The organism is Mesorhizobium sp. WSM4832 (genome assembly GCF_055811115.1).
This window is the reverse complement of record NZ_JBVVQH010000002.1, coordinates 374,034-394,701: the sequence shown is the minus strand read 5'-3', so window position 1 is coordinate 394,701 and position 20,668 is coordinate 374,034. Positions and strand designations below refer to the sequence as shown.

At 63.9% G+C, this 20,668-nt stretch carries 19 protein-coding genes; 5 read left to right on the top strand and 14 right to left on the bottom strand.

Annotated elements, in window-relative coordinates:
• Positions 1-118: 118 nt before the first annotated feature.
• From kdpC to AC0L2L_RS04905, 10 genes are all read right to left on the bottom strand, one after another.
• Positions 119-682 carry a potassium-transporting ATPase subunit KdpC gene (gene kdpC / locus AC0L2L_RS04950; RefSeq protein WP_473576564.1) on the bottom strand — a complete coding sequence of 188 codons (564 nt, stop codon included), beginning with the start codon at positions 680-682 and terminating at the stop codon, positions 119-121.
• 11 nt (positions 683-693) lie between these two features.
• Positions 694-2,787 (bottom strand): potassium-transporting ATPase subunit KdpB, encoded by a 2,094-nt coding sequence (gene kdpB / locus AC0L2L_RS04945; protein WP_473576562.1) that lies wholly within the window; start codon positions 2,785-2,787, stop codon positions 694-696.
• Positions 2,784-3,014, bottom strand: coding sequence for a hypothetical protein (locus tag AC0L2L_RS04940; RefSeq protein WP_473576560.1), 231 nt, complete (start codon positions 3,012-3,014; stop codon positions 2,784-2,786). The genes kdpB and AC0L2L_RS04940 overlap by 4 nt, the downstream gene beginning before the upstream one ends.
• Positions 3,015-3,021: 7 nt before the next feature.
• The gene (gene kdpA / locus AC0L2L_RS04935) at positions 3,022-4,725 is read right to left on the bottom strand and encodes a potassium-transporting ATPase subunit KdpA (protein ID WP_473576558.1); all 1,704 of its coding nucleotides are present in this window, start codon (positions 4,723-4,725) and stop codon (positions 3,022-3,024) included.
• Positions 4,726-4,746: 21 nt separating this feature from the next.
• On the bottom strand, positions 4,747-4,836 hold the full coding sequence (locus AC0L2L_RS04930; RefSeq protein WP_036257910.1) for a K(+)-transporting ATPase subunit F: 90 nt from the start codon (positions 4,834-4,836) through the stop codon (positions 4,747-4,749).
• Between the two features lie 634 nt (positions 4,837-5,470).
• A complete protein-coding gene (locus AC0L2L_RS04925) occupies positions 5,471-6,907 on the bottom strand; it encodes an amidase (RefSeq protein ID WP_473576556.1) in 1,437 nt (478 codons plus the stop codon).
• A gap of 189 nt (positions 6,908-7,096) precedes the next feature.
• Positions 7,097-8,188 carry a Gfo/Idh/MocA family protein gene (locus tag AC0L2L_RS04920; protein ID WP_473576554.1) on the bottom strand — a complete coding sequence of 364 codons (1,092 nt, stop codon included), beginning with the start codon at positions 8,186-8,188 and terminating at the stop codon, positions 7,097-7,099.
• Between the two features lie 76 nt (positions 8,189-8,264).
• A complete protein-coding gene (locus AC0L2L_RS04915) occupies positions 8,265-9,437 on the bottom strand; it encodes an ABC transporter substrate-binding protein (protein ID WP_473576552.1) in 1,173 nt (390 codons plus the stop codon).
• A 72-nt stretch (positions 9,438-9,509) separates the two neighbouring features.
• Entirely contained in the window at positions 9,510-10,358 is an 849-nt protein-coding gene (locus AC0L2L_RS04910) for an ABC transporter permease (RefSeq protein WP_473576550.1), read from the bottom strand.
• Positions 10,355-11,182, bottom strand: a complete 828-nt coding sequence (locus tag AC0L2L_RS04905; protein WP_473576548.1) for an ABC transporter ATP-binding protein — start codon at positions 11,180-11,182, stop codon at positions 10,355-10,357. The genes AC0L2L_RS04910 and AC0L2L_RS04905 overlap by 4 nt, the downstream gene beginning before the upstream one ends.
• Positions 11,183-11,456: 274 nt before the next feature.
• Between AC0L2L_RS04905 and AC0L2L_RS04900 the strand changes: the two genes are divergently transcribed.
• Both AC0L2L_RS04900 and AC0L2L_RS04895 read left to right on the top strand, forming a co-directional pair.
• On the top strand, positions 11,457-12,404 hold the full coding sequence (locus AC0L2L_RS04900) for a MurR/RpiR family transcriptional regulator (protein ID WP_473576546.1): 948 nt from the start codon (positions 11,457-11,459) through the stop codon (positions 12,402-12,404).
• A gap of 215 nt (positions 12,405-12,619) precedes the next feature.
• Positions 12,620-14,407, top strand: a complete 1,788-nt coding sequence (locus AC0L2L_RS04895; RefSeq protein ID WP_473576544.1) for an NAD(P)/FAD-dependent oxidoreductase — start codon at positions 12,620-12,622, stop codon at positions 14,405-14,407.
• 202 nt (positions 14,408-14,609) lie between these two features.
• Here AC0L2L_RS04895 and AC0L2L_RS04890 read toward each other — a convergent pair whose 3' ends face one another.
• Both AC0L2L_RS04890 and AC0L2L_RS04885 read right to left on the bottom strand, forming a co-directional pair.
• Positions 14,610-15,842 carry an amidohydrolase/deacetylase family metallohydrolase gene (locus tag AC0L2L_RS04890; RefSeq protein WP_473576543.1) on the bottom strand — a complete coding sequence of 411 codons (1,233 nt, stop codon included), beginning with the start codon at positions 15,840-15,842 and terminating at the stop codon, positions 14,610-14,612.
• Between the two features lie 26 nt (positions 15,843-15,868).
• Positions 15,869-16,246, bottom strand: coding sequence for a RidA family protein (locus tag AC0L2L_RS04885; RefSeq protein ID WP_473576655.1), 378 nt, complete (start codon positions 16,244-16,246; stop codon positions 15,869-15,871).
• Between the two features lie 262 nt (positions 16,247-16,508).
• Here AC0L2L_RS04885 and AC0L2L_RS04880 point away from each other — a divergent pair, with 262 nt between their 5' ends.
• Together AC0L2L_RS04880 and AC0L2L_RS04875 are read left to right on the top strand one after the other, a co-directional pair.
• Positions 16,509-16,994 carry a hypothetical protein gene (locus AC0L2L_RS04880; RefSeq protein ID WP_473576541.1) on the top strand — a complete coding sequence of 162 codons (486 nt, stop codon included), beginning with the start codon at positions 16,509-16,511 and terminating at the stop codon, positions 16,992-16,994.
• Between the two features lie 335 nt (positions 16,995-17,329).
• A complete protein-coding gene (locus AC0L2L_RS04875; RefSeq protein WP_473576540.1) occupies positions 17,330-17,848 on the top strand; it encodes a hypothetical protein in 519 nt (172 codons plus the stop codon).
• A 50-nt stretch (positions 17,849-17,898) separates the two neighbouring features.
• Here AC0L2L_RS04875 and AC0L2L_RS04870 read toward each other — a convergent pair whose 3' ends face one another.
• Together AC0L2L_RS04870 and AC0L2L_RS04865 are read right to left on the bottom strand one after the other, a co-directional pair.
• Positions 17,899-18,150 (bottom strand): hypothetical protein, encoded by a 252-nt coding sequence (locus tag AC0L2L_RS04870; protein ID WP_473576539.1) that lies wholly within the window; start codon positions 18,148-18,150, stop codon positions 17,899-17,901.
• A gap of 130 nt (positions 18,151-18,280) precedes the next feature.
• Positions 18,281-19,174, bottom strand: a complete 894-nt coding sequence (locus AC0L2L_RS04865; protein ID WP_473576537.1) for a LysR family transcriptional regulator — start codon at positions 19,172-19,174, stop codon at positions 18,281-18,283.
• Between the two features lie 117 nt (positions 19,175-19,291).
• Between AC0L2L_RS04865 and AC0L2L_RS04860 the strand changes: the two genes are divergently transcribed.
• The gene (locus AC0L2L_RS04860) at positions 19,292-20,641 is read left to right on the top strand and encodes a lactonase family protein (protein WP_473576536.1); all 1,350 of its coding nucleotides are present in this window, start codon (positions 19,292-19,294) and stop codon (positions 20,639-20,641) included.
• The last annotated feature ends 27 nt before the right edge of the window (positions 20,642-20,668 follow it).

Below are 20,668 nucleotides of genomic sequence, written 5' to 3'. Positions count from 1 at the left end.
CTCGGCGCTGCTCGGGGTGGGGGGGGGGGCGTTGGTGGTTGTCTCGTCGTGGCCCCCCGCCCTCCTCAAATCATAGTAGGGCGGGGGGGGGGGGGCCCCCCCCCGGCCGCGGAGCGGATTATTTCAGGTCATCCAGCGCGAGGTTCAGCGCCAGAACGTTGACCACCTGCTCGCCCATGAAGCCGAGCTTGCGATCCTCGACATGGCTGTCGACGAGCGCCTTCACCTTGGCCTCGTCCACGCCACGGGCCTTGGCGACACGCGGCACCTGGAAATAGGCGGCGTCGGGGCTGATGTCGGGATCGAGGCCGCTGCCGGAAGTCGTGACGAGGTCCATCGGCACCGGCGCATTCGGATTTTCCGCTTTCAGTCTCCCGGCATCGCCCTTGATGCGCTCGATCAGCTTGGGATTGGTTGGGCCGAGATTGGAGCCGCTGGAGGCGCTGGCGTCGTAGCCATTGCCGGCTGCCGACGGCCTGCCGTGGAAATAGCGGTCGCTGGCGAAGGCCTGGCCGATCAGGCTGGAACCGATCACCTTGCCATCCCTGGCGATCAGGCTGCCATTGGCCTGGTTGGGGAACAGCGCCTGGGCGATGCCGGTCATGCCGATCGGATAGATGAGGCCGGTCAGCACCGTGAAGAAGACGATCATGACAAAAGCGGGCCTGAGTTGCTTGAACATCGGGACAATCCTTATGCGAGGCCGAGGGCCGTGACGATCAGGTCGATCGCCTTGATGCCGACGAACGGCACGATGATGCCGCCAAGGCCGTAGACGAGCAGGTTGCGGGTGAGCAGCGCGCCGGCGCCGATGGCCCGATATCTGACGCCTTTCAGCGACAGCGGGATCAGCGCGATGATGATCAGCGCGTTGAAGATGATGGCCGACAGGATGGCGCTCTGCGGCGTCGCCAGATGCATGACGTTGAGCGCCTGCAACGGACCGGTGGACTGGCCGGGCGCGACATAGAAGACGGCGAACATCGCCGGAATGATGGCGAAATATTTGGCCACGTCGTTGGCGATCGAGAAGGTGGTCAGCGAGCCGCGCGTCATCAGCAGCGCCTTGCCGATCTCGACGATCTCGATCAGCTTGGTCGGGTCGGAGTCGAGGTCGACCATGTTGCCGGCTTCGCGCGCGGCGACCGTGCCGGTGTTCATGGCGACACCGACATCGGCCTGGGCGAGCGCCGGCGCGTCATTGGTGCCGTCGCCGCACATGGCCACCAGCTTGCCCTTGGCCTGCTCCTCGCGGATCAGCGACAGCTTGTTCTCCGGCGTCGCCTGGGCAAGGAAGTCGTCGACGCCAGCTTCAGCGGCAATCGCCGCGGCCGTCAGCGGGTTGTCGCCGGTGATCATCACCGTGCGGATGCCCATCTTGCGCAGTTCGGCGAAACGCTCGCGGATGCCGCCCTTGACGATGTCCTTGAGGTGAACGACGCCGAGCAGGCGTCCGTCGCGTTCGACCGCCAGCGGCGTGCCGCCAGCCTTGGCGATCTCGTCGGCGATCGCCTGCAGGTCCCGGATCGTCTCGCTGGCCGGGCGTGCGCCATGCGCGGCGGACGTCGCCTGGTTGACATGGGCGAGCACCGCATCGACCGCGCCCTTGCGCACCGACGAGCCGTCGATATCGACGCCGCTCATGCGGGTCTGCGCGGTGAAGGGCACAAAGGTCGCGTGCAACGTCGCCATGTCGCGGGCGCGGATGCCATATTTCTCCTTGGCGAGAACCACGATCGAGCGGCCTTCCGGGGTCTCGTCGGCCAGTGAGGCAAGCTGGGCCGCATCGGCCAGCTCCTGCTCGGCGACGCCCTTGACCGGGCGGAACTCGGTCGCCTGGCGGTTGCCCAGCGTGATGGTGCCGGTCTTGTCGAGCAGCAGCGTGTCGACGTCGCCGGCTGCCTCGACGGCGCGACCGGACATGGCAAGCACGTTGAAGCGCACCAGGCGGTCCATGCCGGCGATGCCGATGGCCGACAGCAGCGCGCCGATCGTGGTCGGGATCAGCGTCACGAACAGCGCGACGAGGATCGTCACCGGGATATAGCCGCCGGAATAGGAGGCGAAGCTCGGGATGGTCGCTGTCGCCAGCACGAAGATCAGCGTCATGCCGACGAGCAGGATGTTGAGCGCGATCTCGTTCGGCGTCTTCTGGCGCTCGGCGCCCTCGACCAGCGAGATCATGCGGTCGAGGAAGGTGTGGCCGGAAGCGGCGGAAATGCGCACGCGGATCCAGTCGGACAGCACTTGCGTGCCGCCGGTGACGGCGGAGCGGTCGCCGCCGGATTCGCGGATGACGGGCGCGGATTCGCCGGTGATCGCGGCCTCGTTGACTGAAGCCACGCCTTCGATGACCTCGCCATCGGAGGGGATGATGTCGCCAGCCTCGACCAGTACGATGTCGCCGACCTTCAGGCTGGTGCCCGGCACCAGCTTGAACTTCGAACGATCGCCATTGGCGAGCAGCTTGGCCTGGGTCTCGGTGCGCGCCTTGCGCAGCGAGTCGGCTTGCGCCTTGCCGCGGCCCTCGGCCACGGCTTCGGCGAAGTTGGCGAACAGAACCGTGAACCACAGCCAGATGATGATCTGCAGGGTGAAGCCGAGATCGCCGCCACCGGTGACCAGATCCTTGACGAACAGCACTGTCGTAAGCGCCGAGACGATGGCGACGACGAACATCACCGGATTTTTGATCAGCGTGCGCGGGTCGAGCTTGCGGAACGCGCCGCCGATGGCGGGCACCAGGATGCGGGCATCCAGAATGCTCGCTGATTTGGACTGGCTCATTTCGTAGCTCCAGTATCGGTGATGTTGGACGGCGCCGGGTGCTCGGTCTTCGGGAACAGATGCGGAAGGCCGGAGGCCAGCAGCCAGATGACGAAGAGCACGGCCGCTATCCCCAGGAAGGTCGACAGGGTCGGGAAAGGACGAGGTCTCTCGTCCCCTCCGTCGTCGGGCGTTCCGCCACCGGGCTGGTGGCGGTCGTGCCGACGTATGTAATTGAACCAAGGCATGGTCATCTCAGAAAGTCTGTCCGTGGATCATCGCCAGGTGCTCGATGATCGGACCGACAGCGAGTGAGGGGAAGAAGGTGAGGCCGCCGACGATGACGATGACGCCGACCAGCAGGCCGACGAACAGCGTGCCGTCGGTCGGGAAGGTGCCGGCCGAGGCAGGCACGGTCTTCTTGGCCGCCAGCGAGCCGGCAATTGCAAGCGCAGGGATGATGACCAGGAAACGGCCCATCAGCATACCGATTGCCATGGTCATGTTGTACCAGGGCGTGTTGCCGGTGAGGCCGCCGAAGGCGGAGCCGTTGTTCGCGGCCGCCGAGGTATAGGCATAGAGCACTTCGGTGAAGCCGTGCGGGCCGCCATTGGCCATCGAGGCCACGGCGCTCGGCAGCACAACGGCGATGGCCGTGAAGACCAGCATCGCCAGCGGCAGGCAAAGGATGGCGAGCATCGCCATCTTGACCTCCCTGGCCTCGATCTTCTTGCCGAGATATTCCGGCGTGCGGCCGACCATCAGGCCGGCGACGAAGACCGCGATCACGACGAACATCAATATGCCGTAGAAACCGGCGCCGACACCGCCGACGATGACCTCGCCGAGCTGCATGTTGATCAGCGGGATCATGCCGCCAAGCGCGGTGAAACTGTCATGCATGGCGTTGACGGCGCCGCAGGAGGCGGCGGTGGTGATGACGGCGAACAGGGCCGACAAGGCGATGCCGAAGCGGCTCTCCTTGCCTTCCATGTTGCCGCCGTCGATGCCGAGCGCATGCACCAGCGGGTTGCCGGCGGCCTCGGCCCAGTAGCAGACGGCGACGCCGGCGAGGAACAGCACGCCCATCGAGGCGAGGATCGCCCAGCCCTGGCGCTGGTTGCCGACCATGCGGCCGAAGACGTTGGTGAGAGCGGCACCCAGCGCGAAGATCGATAGCATCTGGATCAGGTTGGAAATCGCGTCCGGATTCTCGAACGGATGCGCGGCGTTGGCGTTGAAGAAGCCGCCGCCATTGGTACCGAGCATCTTGATGGCGACCTGCGAGGCGACCGGCCCGAGTGCGATGGTCTGCTTGGCGCCTTCCAGCGTGGTGGCGTCGACATACGGCCCAAGCGTCTGCGGGATGCCCAGCCAGACATAGACCAGCGTCAGCACGATGCAGAGCGGCAGGAGCACATAGAGCGTGCAGCGGGTGAGATCGACCCAGAAATTGCCGATCGATTTGCCGGAAGCGCGGGCAAAGCCGCGGACCAAAGCGATGGCGATGGCGATGCCGGTGGCGGCCGAGACGAAGTTCTGGACGGTGAGGCCGGCCATCTGCACGAGATAGGACATCGTGCTTTCGCCGCCGTAGTTCTGCCAGTTGGTGTTGGTGACGAAGCTGGCGGCCGTGTTGAAGGCAAGCTGAGGGTCGACCGCGCTCATGCCGGCGGGATTGTAGGGCAGGGCGCCCTGCAGCCGCTGCAGCGCGTAAAGGACCAGGAAGCCGGCGAGATTGAAGAGCAGCATGGCGGTCGCGTAGACGGCCCAATGCTGCTCTTCCTTCTCGCTCGTACCGGCGAGGCGATAGAGGCCGCGCTCGACCGGGGCGAGCACGGGCGACAGCAAGGTGCGGTCGCCGCTGAAGACGCGGTACATGTAGCCGCCGAGCGGCTTCACGAGCAAAAGCAGGACCCCGCAATAGAGGAGGATCTGTATCCAGCCATTTATGGTCATGATGAGTTCTCCGCGCGCCGGTCAGAAGCGCTCTGGGCGGATGAGGGCGTAGGTGAGATAGGCAAGCAGGAACAAGGTCACCGCGCCGCCGAGGATGTAGTCGAAAAGCATGATCCGGCCCTCCGCTCAGATTCTGTCGCAGGCTTTGACGTAGGCCAAGGACAGGGCGAAGAACAAAACCCCGATCCCGAGAACAATGAGGTCCATGGCAGAATTTCCTTGTTTTCCACTTTGTGTTCGTGTCCCGCATCGGCGGGATCAAAACTGCACGCGGACGCGCATCACCTTGCCGGTGATGGCAATCAAAGCGTTTTTCGAATGGAAATATGGACCCGATCGCCATAAAGGTTCGAGACGGGGTGGGGAGGAAAGATATAGGAATTCTATAGGGGTTTTGGCGATCCCGTCCGAAGTCCGGTTGGTTAATGTGCGTGGGCAGGTTCCACGCCTTGGCGACTGGCCGAGACACCTCCCGCGGTCGTCATCCACGGGCGGAGCAAGGAGCGAAGCGACGCGCGCAGACCCGAGGATCCATGCCGTGACTTGGAGGCGCCGCGGCGGTCCAGAATTCTGCACCGATGCACACTTCGGTCCAGGTAACGGCATGGATTCCAGGGTCTGCGCGCGTCGCTTCGCTCCTTGCTCCGCCCTGGAATGACGAGGTTCATGAGCCTTCAGCTCATCACCGGCGTTTGCGATGACTACCCCAACGGACGTCGATAGCCTTGCCCGACAAGGTGATCGCCTAGAGCGCCGGCCGCCTATCCCTCCACGGCATCTCCTCTTCCAACTGCGTGGAAAGCGCCAGCACCGTCGCCTCGTCGCCGTAGCGGCCGACGAGCTGGACGCCGATCGGCACGCCGCCGGCGGACTGCCCGAGCGGCAGCGAGATCGCCGGCAGGCCGGAGATGTTGAAGGGGAAGTTGAAGACCGCGTCGCCCCATTTGGCATTGTAGCGGTCGAGGTCCGTCTCCGACATGTCGTAGTAGCCGAAGGGGCGCGGCAGCTCAGTTAGCGTTGGGGTGATGAAGATGTCGTATGCGTTGAGGTCGCCGACGATGTCGCGGCCGATCAGCCTCAATTGCTCGACATCGGAGACATGCTTGATGCCGCTGGTCGCGCGGCCGCGCTCGATGACCGCCCAGGTCACCGGCTCGACATCGTTTGGCGTGACTGGCTTGCCGACCAGCGTCTCGAGAAAACCGAAAGTGGCGGCCGTCTGCACATTGGTCATGTCGGTGTAGGTTCTCCACGCCGCGTCGGCGTCGAGCGGCATGTCGTGCTCCTCGACATCATGGCCGAGGCGTTCGAGCGCGGTGACCGTGGAGCGCACCGTTGCCTTGACTTCAGGATCTATCGCCGCGCCATGGGGTGGCGTGACGGTAAAGCCGATGCGCAGTTTCTTCGGCGCCCGTGCGGAAAGGTTCAGCCAGCTGTCCGCGGGAACCGGCGGCGTGTAGGCATCGCCAGGCAGGGCGCCGGCCACCGCGTCGAGATAGGCGGCGGTGTCGCGCACCGTGCGCGAGCAGCAGAGGAAGTAGGCCCCGCCATACCAATAGTCGCCGAAGGGCGCCAGGCTGACGCGACCGCGCGACGGCTTCAGGCCGATGATGCCGCAGCAGGAGGCCGGCACGCGGATCGAGCCAGCGCCGTCGCTGGCTTCGGCGATCGGCACCATGCACGCAGCAATCGCGGCGGCGGCGCCGCCGCTCGAGCCACCCGGCGTGATGCCTTCCTTCCACGGGTTCTTCGTCGTGCCGTAGAGTTTTGGCTCGGTGGTGATCGACCAGCCGTTCTCGGGCGCGTTGGATTTGCCGACGAGCACCAGGCCAGCCGCCTTGATGCGGCGTACGACCTCGCTGTCGGAATCGGCGACGAAGTCCTTCAGGTAGCGGCAGGAGTTGGTGAGCGGCGCGCCCTTCCAGGACGAAGCGAGCTCCTTGAGCAGAAAGGGAACGCCGGCGAAGGACGCCGTCTTGTCGACCGTTTTCGCCTGAGCGCGCGCCATATCGTAGAGGCGGTGGACGACCGCGTTGAGCGAGGGGTTGAGGCGCTCGATCATGGTGATCGCCGCTTCGACCAGCTCGGCAGGAGAAACCTCGCCGCGCTTGACGAGGCTTGCCAGGCCCAGGGCGTCGGAACTGGTGTAGGTCTCGAGAAGGCTCTCGGAAATCGCGGCCATGTCTTCCTCCTCCATGATGCAGTGAGAGCCAAGAAAGGCTCGGCGGACTCACCCTCACCCAGCCTCCGCTTCGCTCGGCTGACCTCTCCCCGGCGGGGAGAGGAGGTTTTCGGCGCTAGCGCCAATCTCTTCTCCCCGCCGGGGAGAAGATGGCCGCGAAGCGGCCGGGTGAGGGGGCCTGGCGCGGCCTCAGGCCAGCTCGACGGTGCGCTTTTCCACGATGCTCTGCTCGGCGGCCAGCACGATGCGCAGGCTGTTGACGGCGGCATCCATCTGCTCGGTCAGATCGAGGTCCTCCCGGATGGCGCGCAGGAAGAAGGCCTGCTCGCGGTCGCAAAGCTCCTGGTGGCCTGGCTCGTCCTCCATGCTGACGATCTCGTCGGGCTTGGAAAAGTTCTTGTCGCCGTCGACCTGCGCGTAATGGATCTTCAGCGCGTCGGTCTTGGTGTGGCGGTCGATGTCGGCGGAATCCGAGACTTCTTCGGCGTCTTTGGCGCTGCTCCCCGACTGGCCGGCGACGATCGAGACGGCGCCTTTCGGGCCGACCACGTCCTTCACGAAATAGGCGGTTTCGCTCATCATCGGACCCCAGCCCGCCTCGTACCAGCCGACCGAGCCGTCGTCGAAGGTGACATGCAGGTGGCCGTAATTCTGCTTGTCGGCCTCGGCCCATAGCTTGGCGCCGATGCCGTGTACGCGCACCGGCTTGGCGCCGGTAAGCTGGCACATGACATCGACATAGTGCACGCCGCAGTCGACGATCGGGATCAGCGAGTCGATCAGGTTCTTGTGCCAGTGCCAGGCCGTGCCGCTGCTCTGCTGGTTGAGGTTGAGGCGCATCACCAGCGGCTTGCCGAGCGTCTTGCCGACCTCGATGAATTTGATCCAGGAGGGGTGGACGCGCAGGATGTAGCCGAGCACCAGCTTGCGGTTCTTCGCCCGCGCCGCGGCCACCACCTTCTCGGCGTCCTCGATGTTGGTGGCCAAGGGTTTTTCCATGAAGACATGGCAGTTGGCGGCGATTGCCTTCAACGCATATTCCGCGTGCGTGTTCGGCCAGCTGTTGATCGAGACCGCATCAGGCTTCGTCTCCTTCAGAGCCAGGTCAAAATCCTCGTAGAGCGGATAGCCGGCGAGTTCCTTGGGGATCTTCTTGCTGCTCTTGATCGAGCGGCTCATGATGCCGACGATCTCGAAGCCGTCGGAGCGATGATAGGCGCTGGCATGCGAAGCGCCCATATTGCCCAGACCAACCACCAATATTTTTACCCTGTCGGCCACTGCAGCCTCCCGCATTTCGTTGATTGGGGGCGGCGATTCAGTCGCCGCCCGTTTGTCGCTAATGTCCGTCGCCGGGCTACTTCACGGCGGAGTCGAACAGGTGCGCCTTGATCTTGTCGACGTCGAGCGCGGCAAAGCCTTCCGACAGTTTCACGCCATCGGCGTCGGCCTTGACGTTGGCCTTGTCGAAGTCGTTGGCGGCCGGGATCAGGTCGTTGGTGCAGACGTCCTCGGCCTTAACCGGCGCGGAGATCTGGCCGATCTTGAGGATCTCGTCGAAGAAGCCCTGCCAACTCGCCATGTCGTGCGAGCCCCAGCCCCCGCGCTTGTCCATGTCGCCGCGGAAGACGTTGATCTGCTGCAGGATCGAGGTCGTGCCGAGTTCGGGGCCGAGGTTCTTGGCCAAGGTCGGGAACTGCTCGAACACGGCCTCGACCGCAGCGCGCGGGTTCTGGTAGCCGAATTCGAGACCCATCGCCCAGCCGCGCAGATACTTCTCCAGGAATGCCTTCTTGTCGGCGTCCTCGAGGTCGGCGGCGCGCACGACGAAGGTGTTGGCCGGCAATTTGGAGTTCTTCACGCCGAGCCAGTATTCGAAGTCGAGCCCCTTGGCGATCCATTCGGCGCGCAGACCCTCCCAGGAGAGCGCCGCATCGCCCTGGCCGCCGGCGAGCGCGGTGCCCCAGGTCGGCCAGCCGGCCTCGACATATTTCACCTTCTTGATGTCGACGCCTTGCGCTGCCAGCAGCGGATCGGTGATCGACTGCCAGGCGGCGGAGCCGAGCAGGACGGTCTTGCCCTCAAGCTTCTTAAGGTCGTTCGACCCCTCGCCCTTGCGGAAGGCGATGCTGAACGTGTCGCGCGCGCCCATATGGAACACCGACTTCAGCTTCATGCCGTTCTGGATGGCGAAGGAGAACACGCCGGGCGAGGGGAAGCCCATATCGGCCTGGCCGACGTCGACGAACTTCACTGTCGCGGTGCCGTCCGACGGCCCGGGCTGCATGTCGGTGGCGAGGTCGCCGAAATAGCCGGCCTTCTTGGCCGACCAGTAGGGATAATCGTCCAGCACTTCGAGCGTGCCGCGCGGCGAGATCCAGGTGAATTTCTCATAAGCCGCCGCCCTGGCCCTCAGGCCGGACGCGCCGAGCGCGGTGGCGGTGACGACGCCGGCCGCAGTCACCTGCAGGAAATAGCGGCGGCTGATGCCGGCCGGAGCACTGGAATGGATCGGATTTTCGTTTGTCATGGCACTCCCCTTTTGTTGATTGCTTGCCTTGCCTTTTTCGCCCGCCTCCCGGGCGACTTCATCCTTTCGCTATCACGTCTCCCAGCTCGCCCATTTCTTGCCGATCAGGAAGAACAGCACGTAGATCAGGATGCCGAGCGTCGAGAGGATCAGCACGACCGCGAAGAACTGCGGCATCTGGATCATCGACGAATAGGAGGTGAGGCGGTTGCCGAGACCGAAGCCGCCGCCGACCATCTCGGCGCCGACGGCGGTGAGCAGTCCGAAAATCGCGCCGATCATCAGGCCGACCAGGATCATCGGCAGCGCCATAGGGGCGCGGATCTTCCAGAAGATCTGCAACGTGCTCGCGCCATAGGAGCGGGCTAAAGCGATCTTGGCGCTGTCGACGCGACGGAAGCCGGTCGCGGCATTGATCATCACCATCGGGCCGGCGGCCAAAGCCACGGCAATGATGCGCGGCGTGTAGCCGAAGCCGAAGCGCAGGATCAGCAGCGGCACCAGCGCCAGCATCGGCGTGGTGACGAGGATCAGGATGTAGGGTGCGACGATCTTTTCGGCAAAAGGGAATTGCGTGATGACAGCCGCCATCACCAGGCCGACGATGGCGCCGATGGCAAAGCCGGAAACGAGCTCGACAAGCGTGTAGCCGAGATGCGGCGCGATCAGCGGGAATTCGTCGAACAAAGCGTAAGCGATCGAGCTCGGCGGCGGCATAATGTATTGCGGCACATGGAAGATGCGCAGCGCCAGTTCGATGCCGCCGATGATCACCACGGCGACGGCGAGGATCGCAACCACTTCGGCGCCGGATTTGATGCCGGGTCCGCTGGCAAAAGCCGAAAGATTGGTCAGGCTGACATCCTGGCCATCGCCGGATTTGGCCTTTGAGAATTCCGGAATGGCGTCGCCCCCGCTCACGGCCTGATCCTCACGATTTCAGCTGACGGCCGCTCCGGCGTGCTCGGCCGGACGCGCTCGCCAACAATGTCCATCTTGATCTTGTTGGTGAGATCGAAGACCTCTTTCGTCGCCATGATCTCCAGCGAACGCGGCCGTGGAAACGGCACGTCGTAGACCTTAGCGACACGGCCTGGCCTTGTCGTCAGCACCACCACGCGGTCCGACAGGAAGATCGCTTCCTCGATGCTGTGGGTGATGAAGACGATGGTGGTCTTGGTATCGAGCCAGATCTCCTCGACAAGGCGGTTCATCTCCTCGCGGGTGAAACTGTCGAGCGCGCCGAAGGGCTCGTCCATCAACAGCACGGAAGGTTTCAGCGCCAGCGCGCGCACGATTGCCGCCCGTTGCTGCATGCCGCCGGAAAGCTCGCGCGGGAACTTGCCGCCGAAGCCTTCGAGCCCGACGCGGTTGAGCAGATGCGCGATCCAGGCGCGATCGGGTTTTTCGCCCTTGATCTCGAACGGGAAGTTGATGTTGGCGTCGAGGTTGCGCCAGGGCAAAAGGTTCGCTTCTTGGAAGACGATGCCGATCTCGGGGCGCGGTCCGGTGATCTCCTTTCCGTCGAGCACGATGGAGCCGCCGGTCAGCCGGTGCAGGCCCGACATCGACCACAACAGCGTGGTCTTGCCGCAGCCGGAGGGGCCGACGATCGAAACGATTTCATTGGGTTGGACATCCAGGCTGCAGCGATCCAGCGCCAGAAGATCGCCGGAGGCCGTTTGATAGACCTTGGTCGCTGCCTGCACGCCGAGCTTCGGCGTTCTTGCGCTTGCCGTACTCATGCTCCCCCTCGGAGACTGCGCGATGCGTTGCCGGAGGCCTCATCTGTCCGCAAAATCAGTCTGTAACTATCCTACTTTACTGTCAAGCGGCGACAAAGAACGGAAGCAATCAGGTTCAATCAATACTTGGATAAGCATTTGATTTTGCGTTATTTTTTGCCAGCTTGCGATGCGTGTTACTTTCCTACATACTCGGCTCGGTTGATTGCCTATGGCCAGCGAGCGGATAATCGCGAAGATAATGGTTCGGAAGCGGGCTGGGGAGGATTGGCTAATGACCGAAGCTGACAGTCAGGCATTGCGAACCACGGACGAGGACGGCGACCGTCACGACCATGTCAGGCGTATTCCTGATATCATCTCGCAGGTGAAGGACAGCTACGCGGAGCTGCGTCCGGCCGAGCGCCGCGTCGCCGATGTCGTGCTCGACAACGTCAAATATGCCGTCGATGCTTCCAATGCCGCGCTTGCCCAGCGAGCAGGGGTAAGCGAGCCGACCGTCACCCGGTTCTGCCGCGCCATCGGCTGCGACGGCGTGCGTGATTTCAAGCTGAAACTGGCGCAGAGCCTCGTCGTCGGCGCGCTCTATCTCAGCACCAAGCCGCAACCCGCGAACAGCGACAGCGGCATGCCGTTCTGGAACGCCGTGTTCGGCGAAGCGCGGCGCGCGCTGCAGGAAGCGGAGCGGCAGATCGATCCGGGACAGTTGCAGAAGGCGGCGGAGCTGATCGCCAAGGCGCGCCAGGTGACGGTGTTCGGCCTCGGCGGCAGTTCGTCTGCGCTGGCGCAGGAGACGCAATACCGGCTGTTCCGCTACGGCATCACCATCAGCGCGCAATGCGATCCCTACCTGATGCGCATGACGGCCTCGACGCTGAAGCCGGGCGATCTGGTGATCGCGATCTCGGCCACCGGGCGCACGCGCGAGGTGATCGAAGCGGTGGAACTCGCCAAGCACTACCGCGCCAACGCGATCTGCGTGACTGCGCCCGACACCGAGCTGACGCAGGTCTGCGATGTGCGGCTGACGATGGCTGTTCCCGAATACCCTGATACGCTGAAGCCGACCGCGTCGCGCTACGCTTTCCTCGCGGCCATCGATCTTCTTGCGGTGGCGACCGCTTACCGGATCGACGGACCGGCGCGAGAGACTGTACGCCGGATAAAGTACAACGCCCAGATCCATCGGACGGGGAAAGAGATGGAGCCGTTGGGAGATTAGCGACTATTCCTTCTCCCCTTGTGGGAGAAGGTGGCCTCGCGAAGCGAGGTCGGATGAGGGGTGTTCCAGGGAAAGCCGGCGTCTCACTCCGCTGGAACACCCCTCAACCGTCTCGGCGCTGACGCGCCGATCCACCTTCTCCCACAAGGGGAGAAGGGAAAGTCGGCGGCGCCGGCCTCGATGGAGGAATTCGAACTGACAATGGGAAGGACAAAATGCTCGATATCGCACCATCGCAACAGGCGGCAACATGGCTCGGCGCTTTCGGCCGCGCGCTCGAGGCCGGCGACATCGAGGCGGTGGCCAACCTTTTCGCCGAGGATTGCTATTGGCGCGATCTGCTGACCTTCACATGGAACATCAAGACGATGGAGGGACAGGCGGCGATCCGCGAGATGCTGAAGGCGACGCTGCCCGCGGCACAACCGTCGCATTGGCGGCCGTCCGGGGAGCCAAGCGTCGATGACGGCATCATCGAAACCTGGTTCACCTTCGAGACGGCGGTCGCCCGCGGCGAAGGGATCTTGCGGCTCAAGGACGGCCGCTGCCGTACGCTGTTCACGGCGATGAGCGAGCTCAAGGGTTTCGAGGAGCGGAAAGGCCCGGCACGGCCGCTCGGCATCCGTCACAAGGCCGACCCCAAGCGCGAGACCTGGGCCGAAGCACGAGCGCGCGAAGCGCGCGATCTCGGCGTGCAGGAGCAGCCCTATTGCCTGGTGATCGGCGGGGGGCAGGGCGGCATCATGCTGGGCGCCCGGCTGCGGCAGCTCGGCGTCCCCACGCTCGTCATCGAAAAGAACGCGCGCGCCGGCGATTCCTGGCGCAACCGCTATCGTTCGCTCGTGCTGCACGATCCGGTCTGGTACGACCATCTGCCCTACATTCCGTTCCCGGAGAACTGGCCGGTCTTCACGCCCAAGGACAAGATGGGCGACTGGCTGGAAATGTATACCCGCGTCATGGAGCTGAACTATTGGGTCGCCACCAAATGCGTCAGCGCCGCCTTTGACGAGGCCGAAAAGGTCTGGACGGTGGTGGTTGACCGCGTCGGCCAGCGCATCACGCTGAAGCCGAAGCATATCGTCTTCGCCACCGGCGCCTATGGGCCGCCGCGGCAGATCGAGTTGCCGGGCGCGGACAGCTTCAAGGGCGAGCTTTTGCATTCCAGCCAGTATTCCACCGGCGAGAAGTTCCGCGGCAAACGCGTCGCGGTGATCGGCGCCGCAAGCTCAGGCCATGATGTCAGCGTCGACCTCTGGGAAGCAGGCGCGAAGGTCACCATGGTCCAGCGCTCGCCGACGACCGTGGTGAAGTCAGACACGCTGATGGATGTCGGCTTCGAGATCTTTTCGGAGAAGGCGTTGGCGCGCGGCATCACCACCGACAAGGCCGATATGATCGTCGCCTCGACGCCCTTCGCGCTGGTGCCGAAGGGCCAGCGCGCGCTCTACAATGTGATCAGGGCGCGCGACGCGGACTTCTACCAGCGCCTCAGCGACAGCGGCTTTGCCATCGACTTCGGCGAGGACGAGACCGGGCTGTTGATGAAAGCCTACCGCACAGGTTCGGGCTACTACATCGATGTCGGCGCCTGCGAGCTGATCCTGAACGGCGAGATCAAGGTGAAGAGCGGCGCCGGCATCACGTCGCTGACGCCGAGCGGCATCCTGTTCGAGGACGGCAGCGAGCTCGCCGTCGACGCGATCGTCTGCTGCACCGGCTACCAGTCGATGAACGAGACGGTTGCTGCGATCGTCTCGCGCGAGGTCGCCGACAAGGTCGGCCCGTGCTGGGGCCTCGGCTCCGGCGTGAAGGGCGATCCCGGACCCTGGCAGGGCGAATTGCGCAACATGTGGAAGCCGACGGCGCAGGAAGCGCTGTGGTTCCATGGCGGCAACCTGGCGCTGTCGCGCTTTTATTCGAAGTTCGTGGCGCTGCAGCTCAAGGCGAGGATGGAAGGGATTGCGACGCCGGTTTACGGCGAGCCAAGTAACGCCGCGTAAGGTCGCCCCCCACTCTGTCGAGCTTCGCTCGACACCTCTCCCCGATCGACGGGGGAGAGGAAAAGCGCCAGTTTGCCGGCCTTGGCGCCCTTCCTCTCCCTCCGGAGGGGGAGAGGTGGTGCTGCGAAGCAGCGACGGAGTGAGGGAAGCCATTCGCCAAACGCGCCGCCGCCGCAAGGCGGGCCAGCCCTGCCGAGATCGGCTAATCGTGCCCATGCCCGAAATGCCTGGCCGCCACATCTACATGCGTGTGACGCGCGTGCGGCTCAAAACGCTCCGTCTCATTGTGGTCGGGCTCCTCGTTCGGCCACCACTTGCCGCCGATAACGATGCCGTTCGAGACCAGCCGCCGATCCGCAGCCAGCGCAGCGCCCATGGCATCGACGAAGGTGAACCGTCCCGGCTGCAACTTCAGCACCGCGACATCACCGATGCCGCCTACCTTCAGCGCGCCAAGCTCCGGCCTGGCAATTGCCTGCGCCGGGGCCACGGTCGCCGCGCGCAGCACCTCGACCAGCGGCATGCCGAGCGCCAGTAGCTTTGACATGCAGACCAGGATGTCGAAGGCGGGGCCGTCGACGCAGTAGAGATGCACGTCGCTCGAGATGACGTCGGGCGCCAGCCCTTCGGCGAGCATCGCCTTCGCCACCTCGAAGTCGAAGGAGCCCATGCCGTGGCCGATGTCGAAGATGACGCCGCGCTCGCGCGCCAGCCGCATGTCCGGCCGCACCGCGCCGGAGGCGAAGACCGGGGCGTTGGGGAACGGCCGGAAGCAGTGGGTGAGAATGTCGCCCCGGCGCAGGCGCGGCAGCACTTCCGAGCGACCGGGCGGCGGCTCGTCGATATGCGCCATCAGCGGCAGGCCTGCCTTGTCGGCGGCTTCGAGCGCAAGGTCGACCGGCGCGATGCCGCTGGTGCCGCCGGCATGCTTGCCGGAACGCACCTTGATGCCGACGACGACATCGGCGTGCTCACGCACCGCGGCCACCGTCTCGCGCGGCTCGCAGAGCCTGAGATCGCTGCATTCGCCGACCGACACGGTGTTCGAGAAGCCGAATATGCCAGCAAAGGAGATGTTGACGTAGGCCAGGATGCGCACCTTTGAGCGCTCGATGACATGGCGGCGGAAGCCGAGGAAGTTGCCGGCGCCGGCGCTGCCGGCGTCGATGAAGGTGGTGGTGGCGCTCTTGGCCGCCAGTCGGTCGGCATCGACGCCGAGCGAGGTGCCGCCCCAATAGACGTGGCTGTGCAGGTCGACGAGGCCGGGCGTAACGATGCAATCCCTGGCGTCGACGACTTCACCCGCCACCTCGGCATCGATGGCTGCGTCGATCGCAGCGACGCGGCCGTCGGCAATGGCAACGTCGCGTTGCGCATCTAGGCCCGATGCGGGATCGATGACACGCCCGCCCTTGATCAGGAGATCGAACTGCATCGGTGCCTTCCTTTGTGTGGTCGCGATCAGGCCGGCCGGTAGGCGACGGCTTCGATCTCGATCTTGATGTCGATCATCAGGCGTGACTCCACCGTGGTGCGCGCCGGTGGGTCCTTGGGGAAATGCTTTGCATAGACGGCGTTGAAAGTGCCGAAATCACGCGCGTCCTCCAGCCAGACGGTAGTCTTCACCACATCGTCCATGGTGCAGTCGGCGAGCGCCAGCGCCGCCTTGACGTTCTGCAGCACCTGCTCGGCCTGTTCGGCGATGCCGCCCTTCACCACAAGCCCGTCGCTGCCCACCGGCACCTGGCCGGAGACATAGACGAAATCGCCCGCGCGCACGGCGGGCGAGAGCGGAACATGCGATTTTCCAAAGCATTGCTTGGGCAAGTGAGCCTCCATCTTGTCGACCGACGGGAACCGGGTCGCATAGCCGTCTACCCCTGTCGGCATGATCCTCATAGAGGCAATGTCGGAAAGCAACATTTTTTCGAAATCCATGTTGCTTTATTACAGAAGCCTGAGCATCTTGCGCTCGACGCCGCTGCAGCGACAGGTGGGCGACCGCCGGCGGCCGGCGCGCGCTGTTTTTGTTTTACGCAATTCCGGACGGAAAACCGCTACGCACTTTTCCTGGAATTGCTTGCGAGAGGGGAGATCCAGCATGACCTTCGACAATAATCCGTTTCCGCAAGGCGATGCCGACCGCCACGCGCTTTGGGAAATGCTGGTGCGGCGCGACATCGATGCCTTCCTCGGACAAGACTGGTCGATGGTCGAGGACGATTTCATCGCGGAAAGTTTCTTCGGCATGCATGCGCATTTCCTTGCCAATGCCGATGCCTGGCGGCTGCAGTTTCCCAGGCTGGACGTCTATCGCGACGAATGGCTGCGGCAGGCCAAGGAAACCGCGGCGACGAAATTCGCCGAACCGCTGCGCGAGGCGCTGTTCCGCGTCACCAACATGCGCGACATCGATGTCGATGGCGACCGCGCGGTGCTGCACAAGAAATTCGACGGTTCGGTCGCCAAGGCCGATGGTGGTGTCGACCGGCTCAAATGGCAGACGCTCTACTTCTGCCGCAAGGTCGGCGGCCGCTGGAAGATCTCTGGCTTCGTCGGCTACATGCCGCATCCGCTAGGAAGCTAGTGGTCAGAATCTGACACTTTGGTACCAGGTTGGGAGTCGGTTCAGGGGTTCAGGGCGGTTAGCGAATCCTGAGTGGAGCGCGGAGCAACGCGGCTTCGCTAGGGAGTGCCGGAACTGCCCGAAGCGGATCGTGCCTGGAACGGGTCTTCGGCTTCCGCGTTGCGATATGGAGGTGACGGCGGGCGTGCATCACGACGCGTGGTTGGGTCCCATCCAATTTGTTGCCGCGATCGGATATGCGAAGCGCGCCGCAGTCATCGAAGAAACGCCCATACATTCGTCATGTCCGCTGCGATGGGAGTGGCTGGGCACGACGTCGATCCAAAGGAAAGTAGATGAGTGCATTCTCTCTTTCATCGGACGGGAAACTTGCGATAACGGCGAGCGAGACATCGTCCAAAAATGATTTCGACTATTTGGTGGGCAACTGGAACATCAGGAATCGTACGTTGAAGGAACCGCTGGCCGGCAGCGACGAGTGGGAGGAATTCGACGCGACCCAGGAGTGCCGCCAAATCCTGGTGGGTTTGGGCAACTTCGACATTTTTCATACGGAGTTGGGAGGAAAGCCGTTCGAGGGCCTCACCGTGCGATTGTTCGATCCAAAGACGCGTCTCTGGACGATCTACTGGGCCGACAGCAACGCGGGCAAACTCGACGACGGCAAGGTGGGCTCGTTCAATGGCGACGAAGGCGAATTCTTCGGCCGTGAGGTTGTGGCCGGCAAGGACGTTATCGTGAAATTCCACTGGGATAAGCGCAACCCGAAAACCCCGATTTACAGCCGTGCGTTCTCCGCCGATGCAGGTAGAACGTGGGAATGGAATTGGTACTCGAGCTTTTCACGACGGTGACTGACTGAGTTGGCTAAACAAAATGCCACTCCTTCGCGTGCAAAGGCACGCTAGAGATGCGGCAACCGTTCGTCCGGGGAACGGTGATCGAACACGACCCCCATGGTCTTACCAACGGCGGCCATCACAATCAGTTCGACCAGATGGTCATCGCTGTCCTCGCAGGACGGGTCGGCATGGCGTACGGCATCGAGCATGGCGCGTGTCGACACGGTGTCGCCGGCGCGAAATTTCGAAAGAGCAGACGAAACAAGACCTTGCACCGTCGAGTCCATGACGGGCATTTCCGCAGCGACGTTCATCGGCCTCCTCCTGCCATGAACCCTCCCTGGAAAGATGATACGCCAATGGTTGAATAGCGCCAGCAAAATGGTGGTCCGACCAGTGCTCGAAAGCATGATGTGGTCCGAAACCGCTTCACACTTTTCGGCATCATGCCCTAGAGGCTTCGATCAGCGTCTCGACCAATTCAAGGAAACGCCTGCCGCTGGCCGATAGCGACGGCTCGCGCCAGGCGGCTGCCATCGGCAGGGCTGGCGGGCGCGGAACGACCGGGCGATAGACCACGCCCGGGCGCGCCGCCCGGGCGATGCCGGCCGTGACGAATCCCACGCCTGCGCCTGCCGCGACCAGACCCACCAGCGTCGTCATCGGTGTTACTTCCTGGACGACGCGCGGGCTGAGGCCTTCAGCCTGGAACAATGCGATCACGCGATCATAGATGCTTGGGCCTATGGCGCGGGGCGCCAGCAGGAAAGGCTCGTTGTCGAGGTCCGCCACGCGGATCGTCGCCTGTCCGGCAAGCCGGTGTGCCGAAGGGAGTGCCAGCACCAACGGTTCGTCAGGTAAAGCGTGAACGACAAGATCCGGCGTCGATAATGGCGGGTGCAGCACACCGAGGTCGATCTCTCCCGCTGCAAGCGCTGACTCCAGCAGTGGCGAATTCATTTCGATCAGATCCACATCGACATCAGGATGGCGGCTTCGAAAGTTTCGCACCGCCTCCGGCAGCACGCCGTAGAAGGCGATGACGGTGAAGCCGAGCCGCAGGCGGCCGACTTCGCCGCGAACGGCCCTGAGCGCCTGGGTCGTGGCGGCATTGGCGTGCTCGACCGCCTTTCGGGCGGGGCCGAGAAAGGCAAGTCCAGCCGGCGTGAGCGCGACGCCGCGGCGATCCCGTTCGAACAACTGGGCGCCTACCTCGATTTCCAGGGCACGGATGCGCTGACTGAGCGATGGCTGGGTCAGGTTCATTCGCTCGGCCGCACGGCGAAAATGCAAGTCCTCTGCCACGGCGACGAAGCAGGCAAGCGTGCGAATGTCCATGGCGTCTCCTGATGCGAATTGCCTATCACAGATGGTGGCATTCTAATTGGATCGCAATCAACCTTGTTGCTATTTTCCGAGGCGCAAGCAGTTCAACTGACCGTAGGGAAACCGATCATGATCAGACCTGTCCTCAGTTCCATCGCTCTCTCCATTGCACTGTCCGCCGCCGCGCCGTCGGTAACGGCGGCACAGCCGCTCGACCTTGCCGGGCGGATTTCAGCCTCGCGGATCGCAGTGATCTCCGACGGCGATTTCAGCGCCCAGACCTACGCGACGGGACGGCTTTCGCCGCGCGATTCGGGTTTTCGCGACATGTTGACGGTGCTGTCCGTTGCCGACGGCAAGGTGGTGAAAGGAACGATTGCGGTCTCGAATTCAGTCACAGCGGCGCCGGAAATCCTGCAACTGACCAAGGACGGGCGAACCGCATTCGTCACCGAAAGGCTGGGGGAGCGACCGGCGGCGGGCGACACAATCAACGACCTCCCGCCAGGGCGACGCCTGTTCGCGGTCGACCTGTTGGACGCCGCCACGCCTCGCCTAGCGGACACAGTCGAGATCGCCGCCTTTCCCGAAGGCCTGTCGGTCAGCCCGGATGGACGCCGCGTTGCCGTGGTATCGAACACGCCGGAGGCAAGTCTCGTCCAGATCGTCGGCTATGCCGACGGTCGCTTCGGCCCCGTCGCCCGGTTCGATCTCGCCGATGTCGGGATATCGGGGTCAGCCGCCACGCCTCGCGGAGGTGTCACAGCTACCAACGTCCATTGGCATCCGGGCGGCCGGTTCATCGCCGTAAACATCAACACGCAGAACCGCGTCGCCTTCTTCGCTGTCGGCGAGGAGAATGGTGCGCCCCGCCTGCGCCCGTGGGGTAATATCGTCAATGTGGGCGCCGATCCTTTCGTCGGCCGATTCACGCCGGACGGACGCCATTACCTGACCTCCAACTGGGGACGCGACCTTGCAGCCGCCAACCTTGAAGGCCGCATCCCAGAGACGCCTTCGACCATCAGCGTCGTGCGTCTTGCCGATCCCGCGGCGCCGATGGGCCGCCATGAGGTTGTCGCCGCCATCGAGAGCGACCTGTCGGCCGAGGGAATCGCGGTGAGCCCCGATGGCCGGCTGGTGGCGACCGTCAACATGCGGGGCACCGCTCTCCCAACACAGTCCGCCCGCTTTCAGCGCCAGGCCTCCGTCAGCCTGATGAGTCTCGATCCGGCGACCGGCGGCATCGCCAAGATTGCCGACTACCCTTTCGAGGGCTCGTTGCCGGAAGGCGGCACCTTCGACCGAACGGGGGATCATTTCCTCGCCACTGTGTTTCAGGGCCATGAGGGCGCCGGACCGGAAGCCGGCGCGGGGCTTGAAGTGTTCCGTGTCGTCAAGGGCGACCAGCCCGCCCTCGAACGGATCGGCCGAATCCCGCTGCCGCATGGCGCACATCACGTCGATCTTGCGGGATAGGCCGCGCCATACCGGAGATAGCCCGCA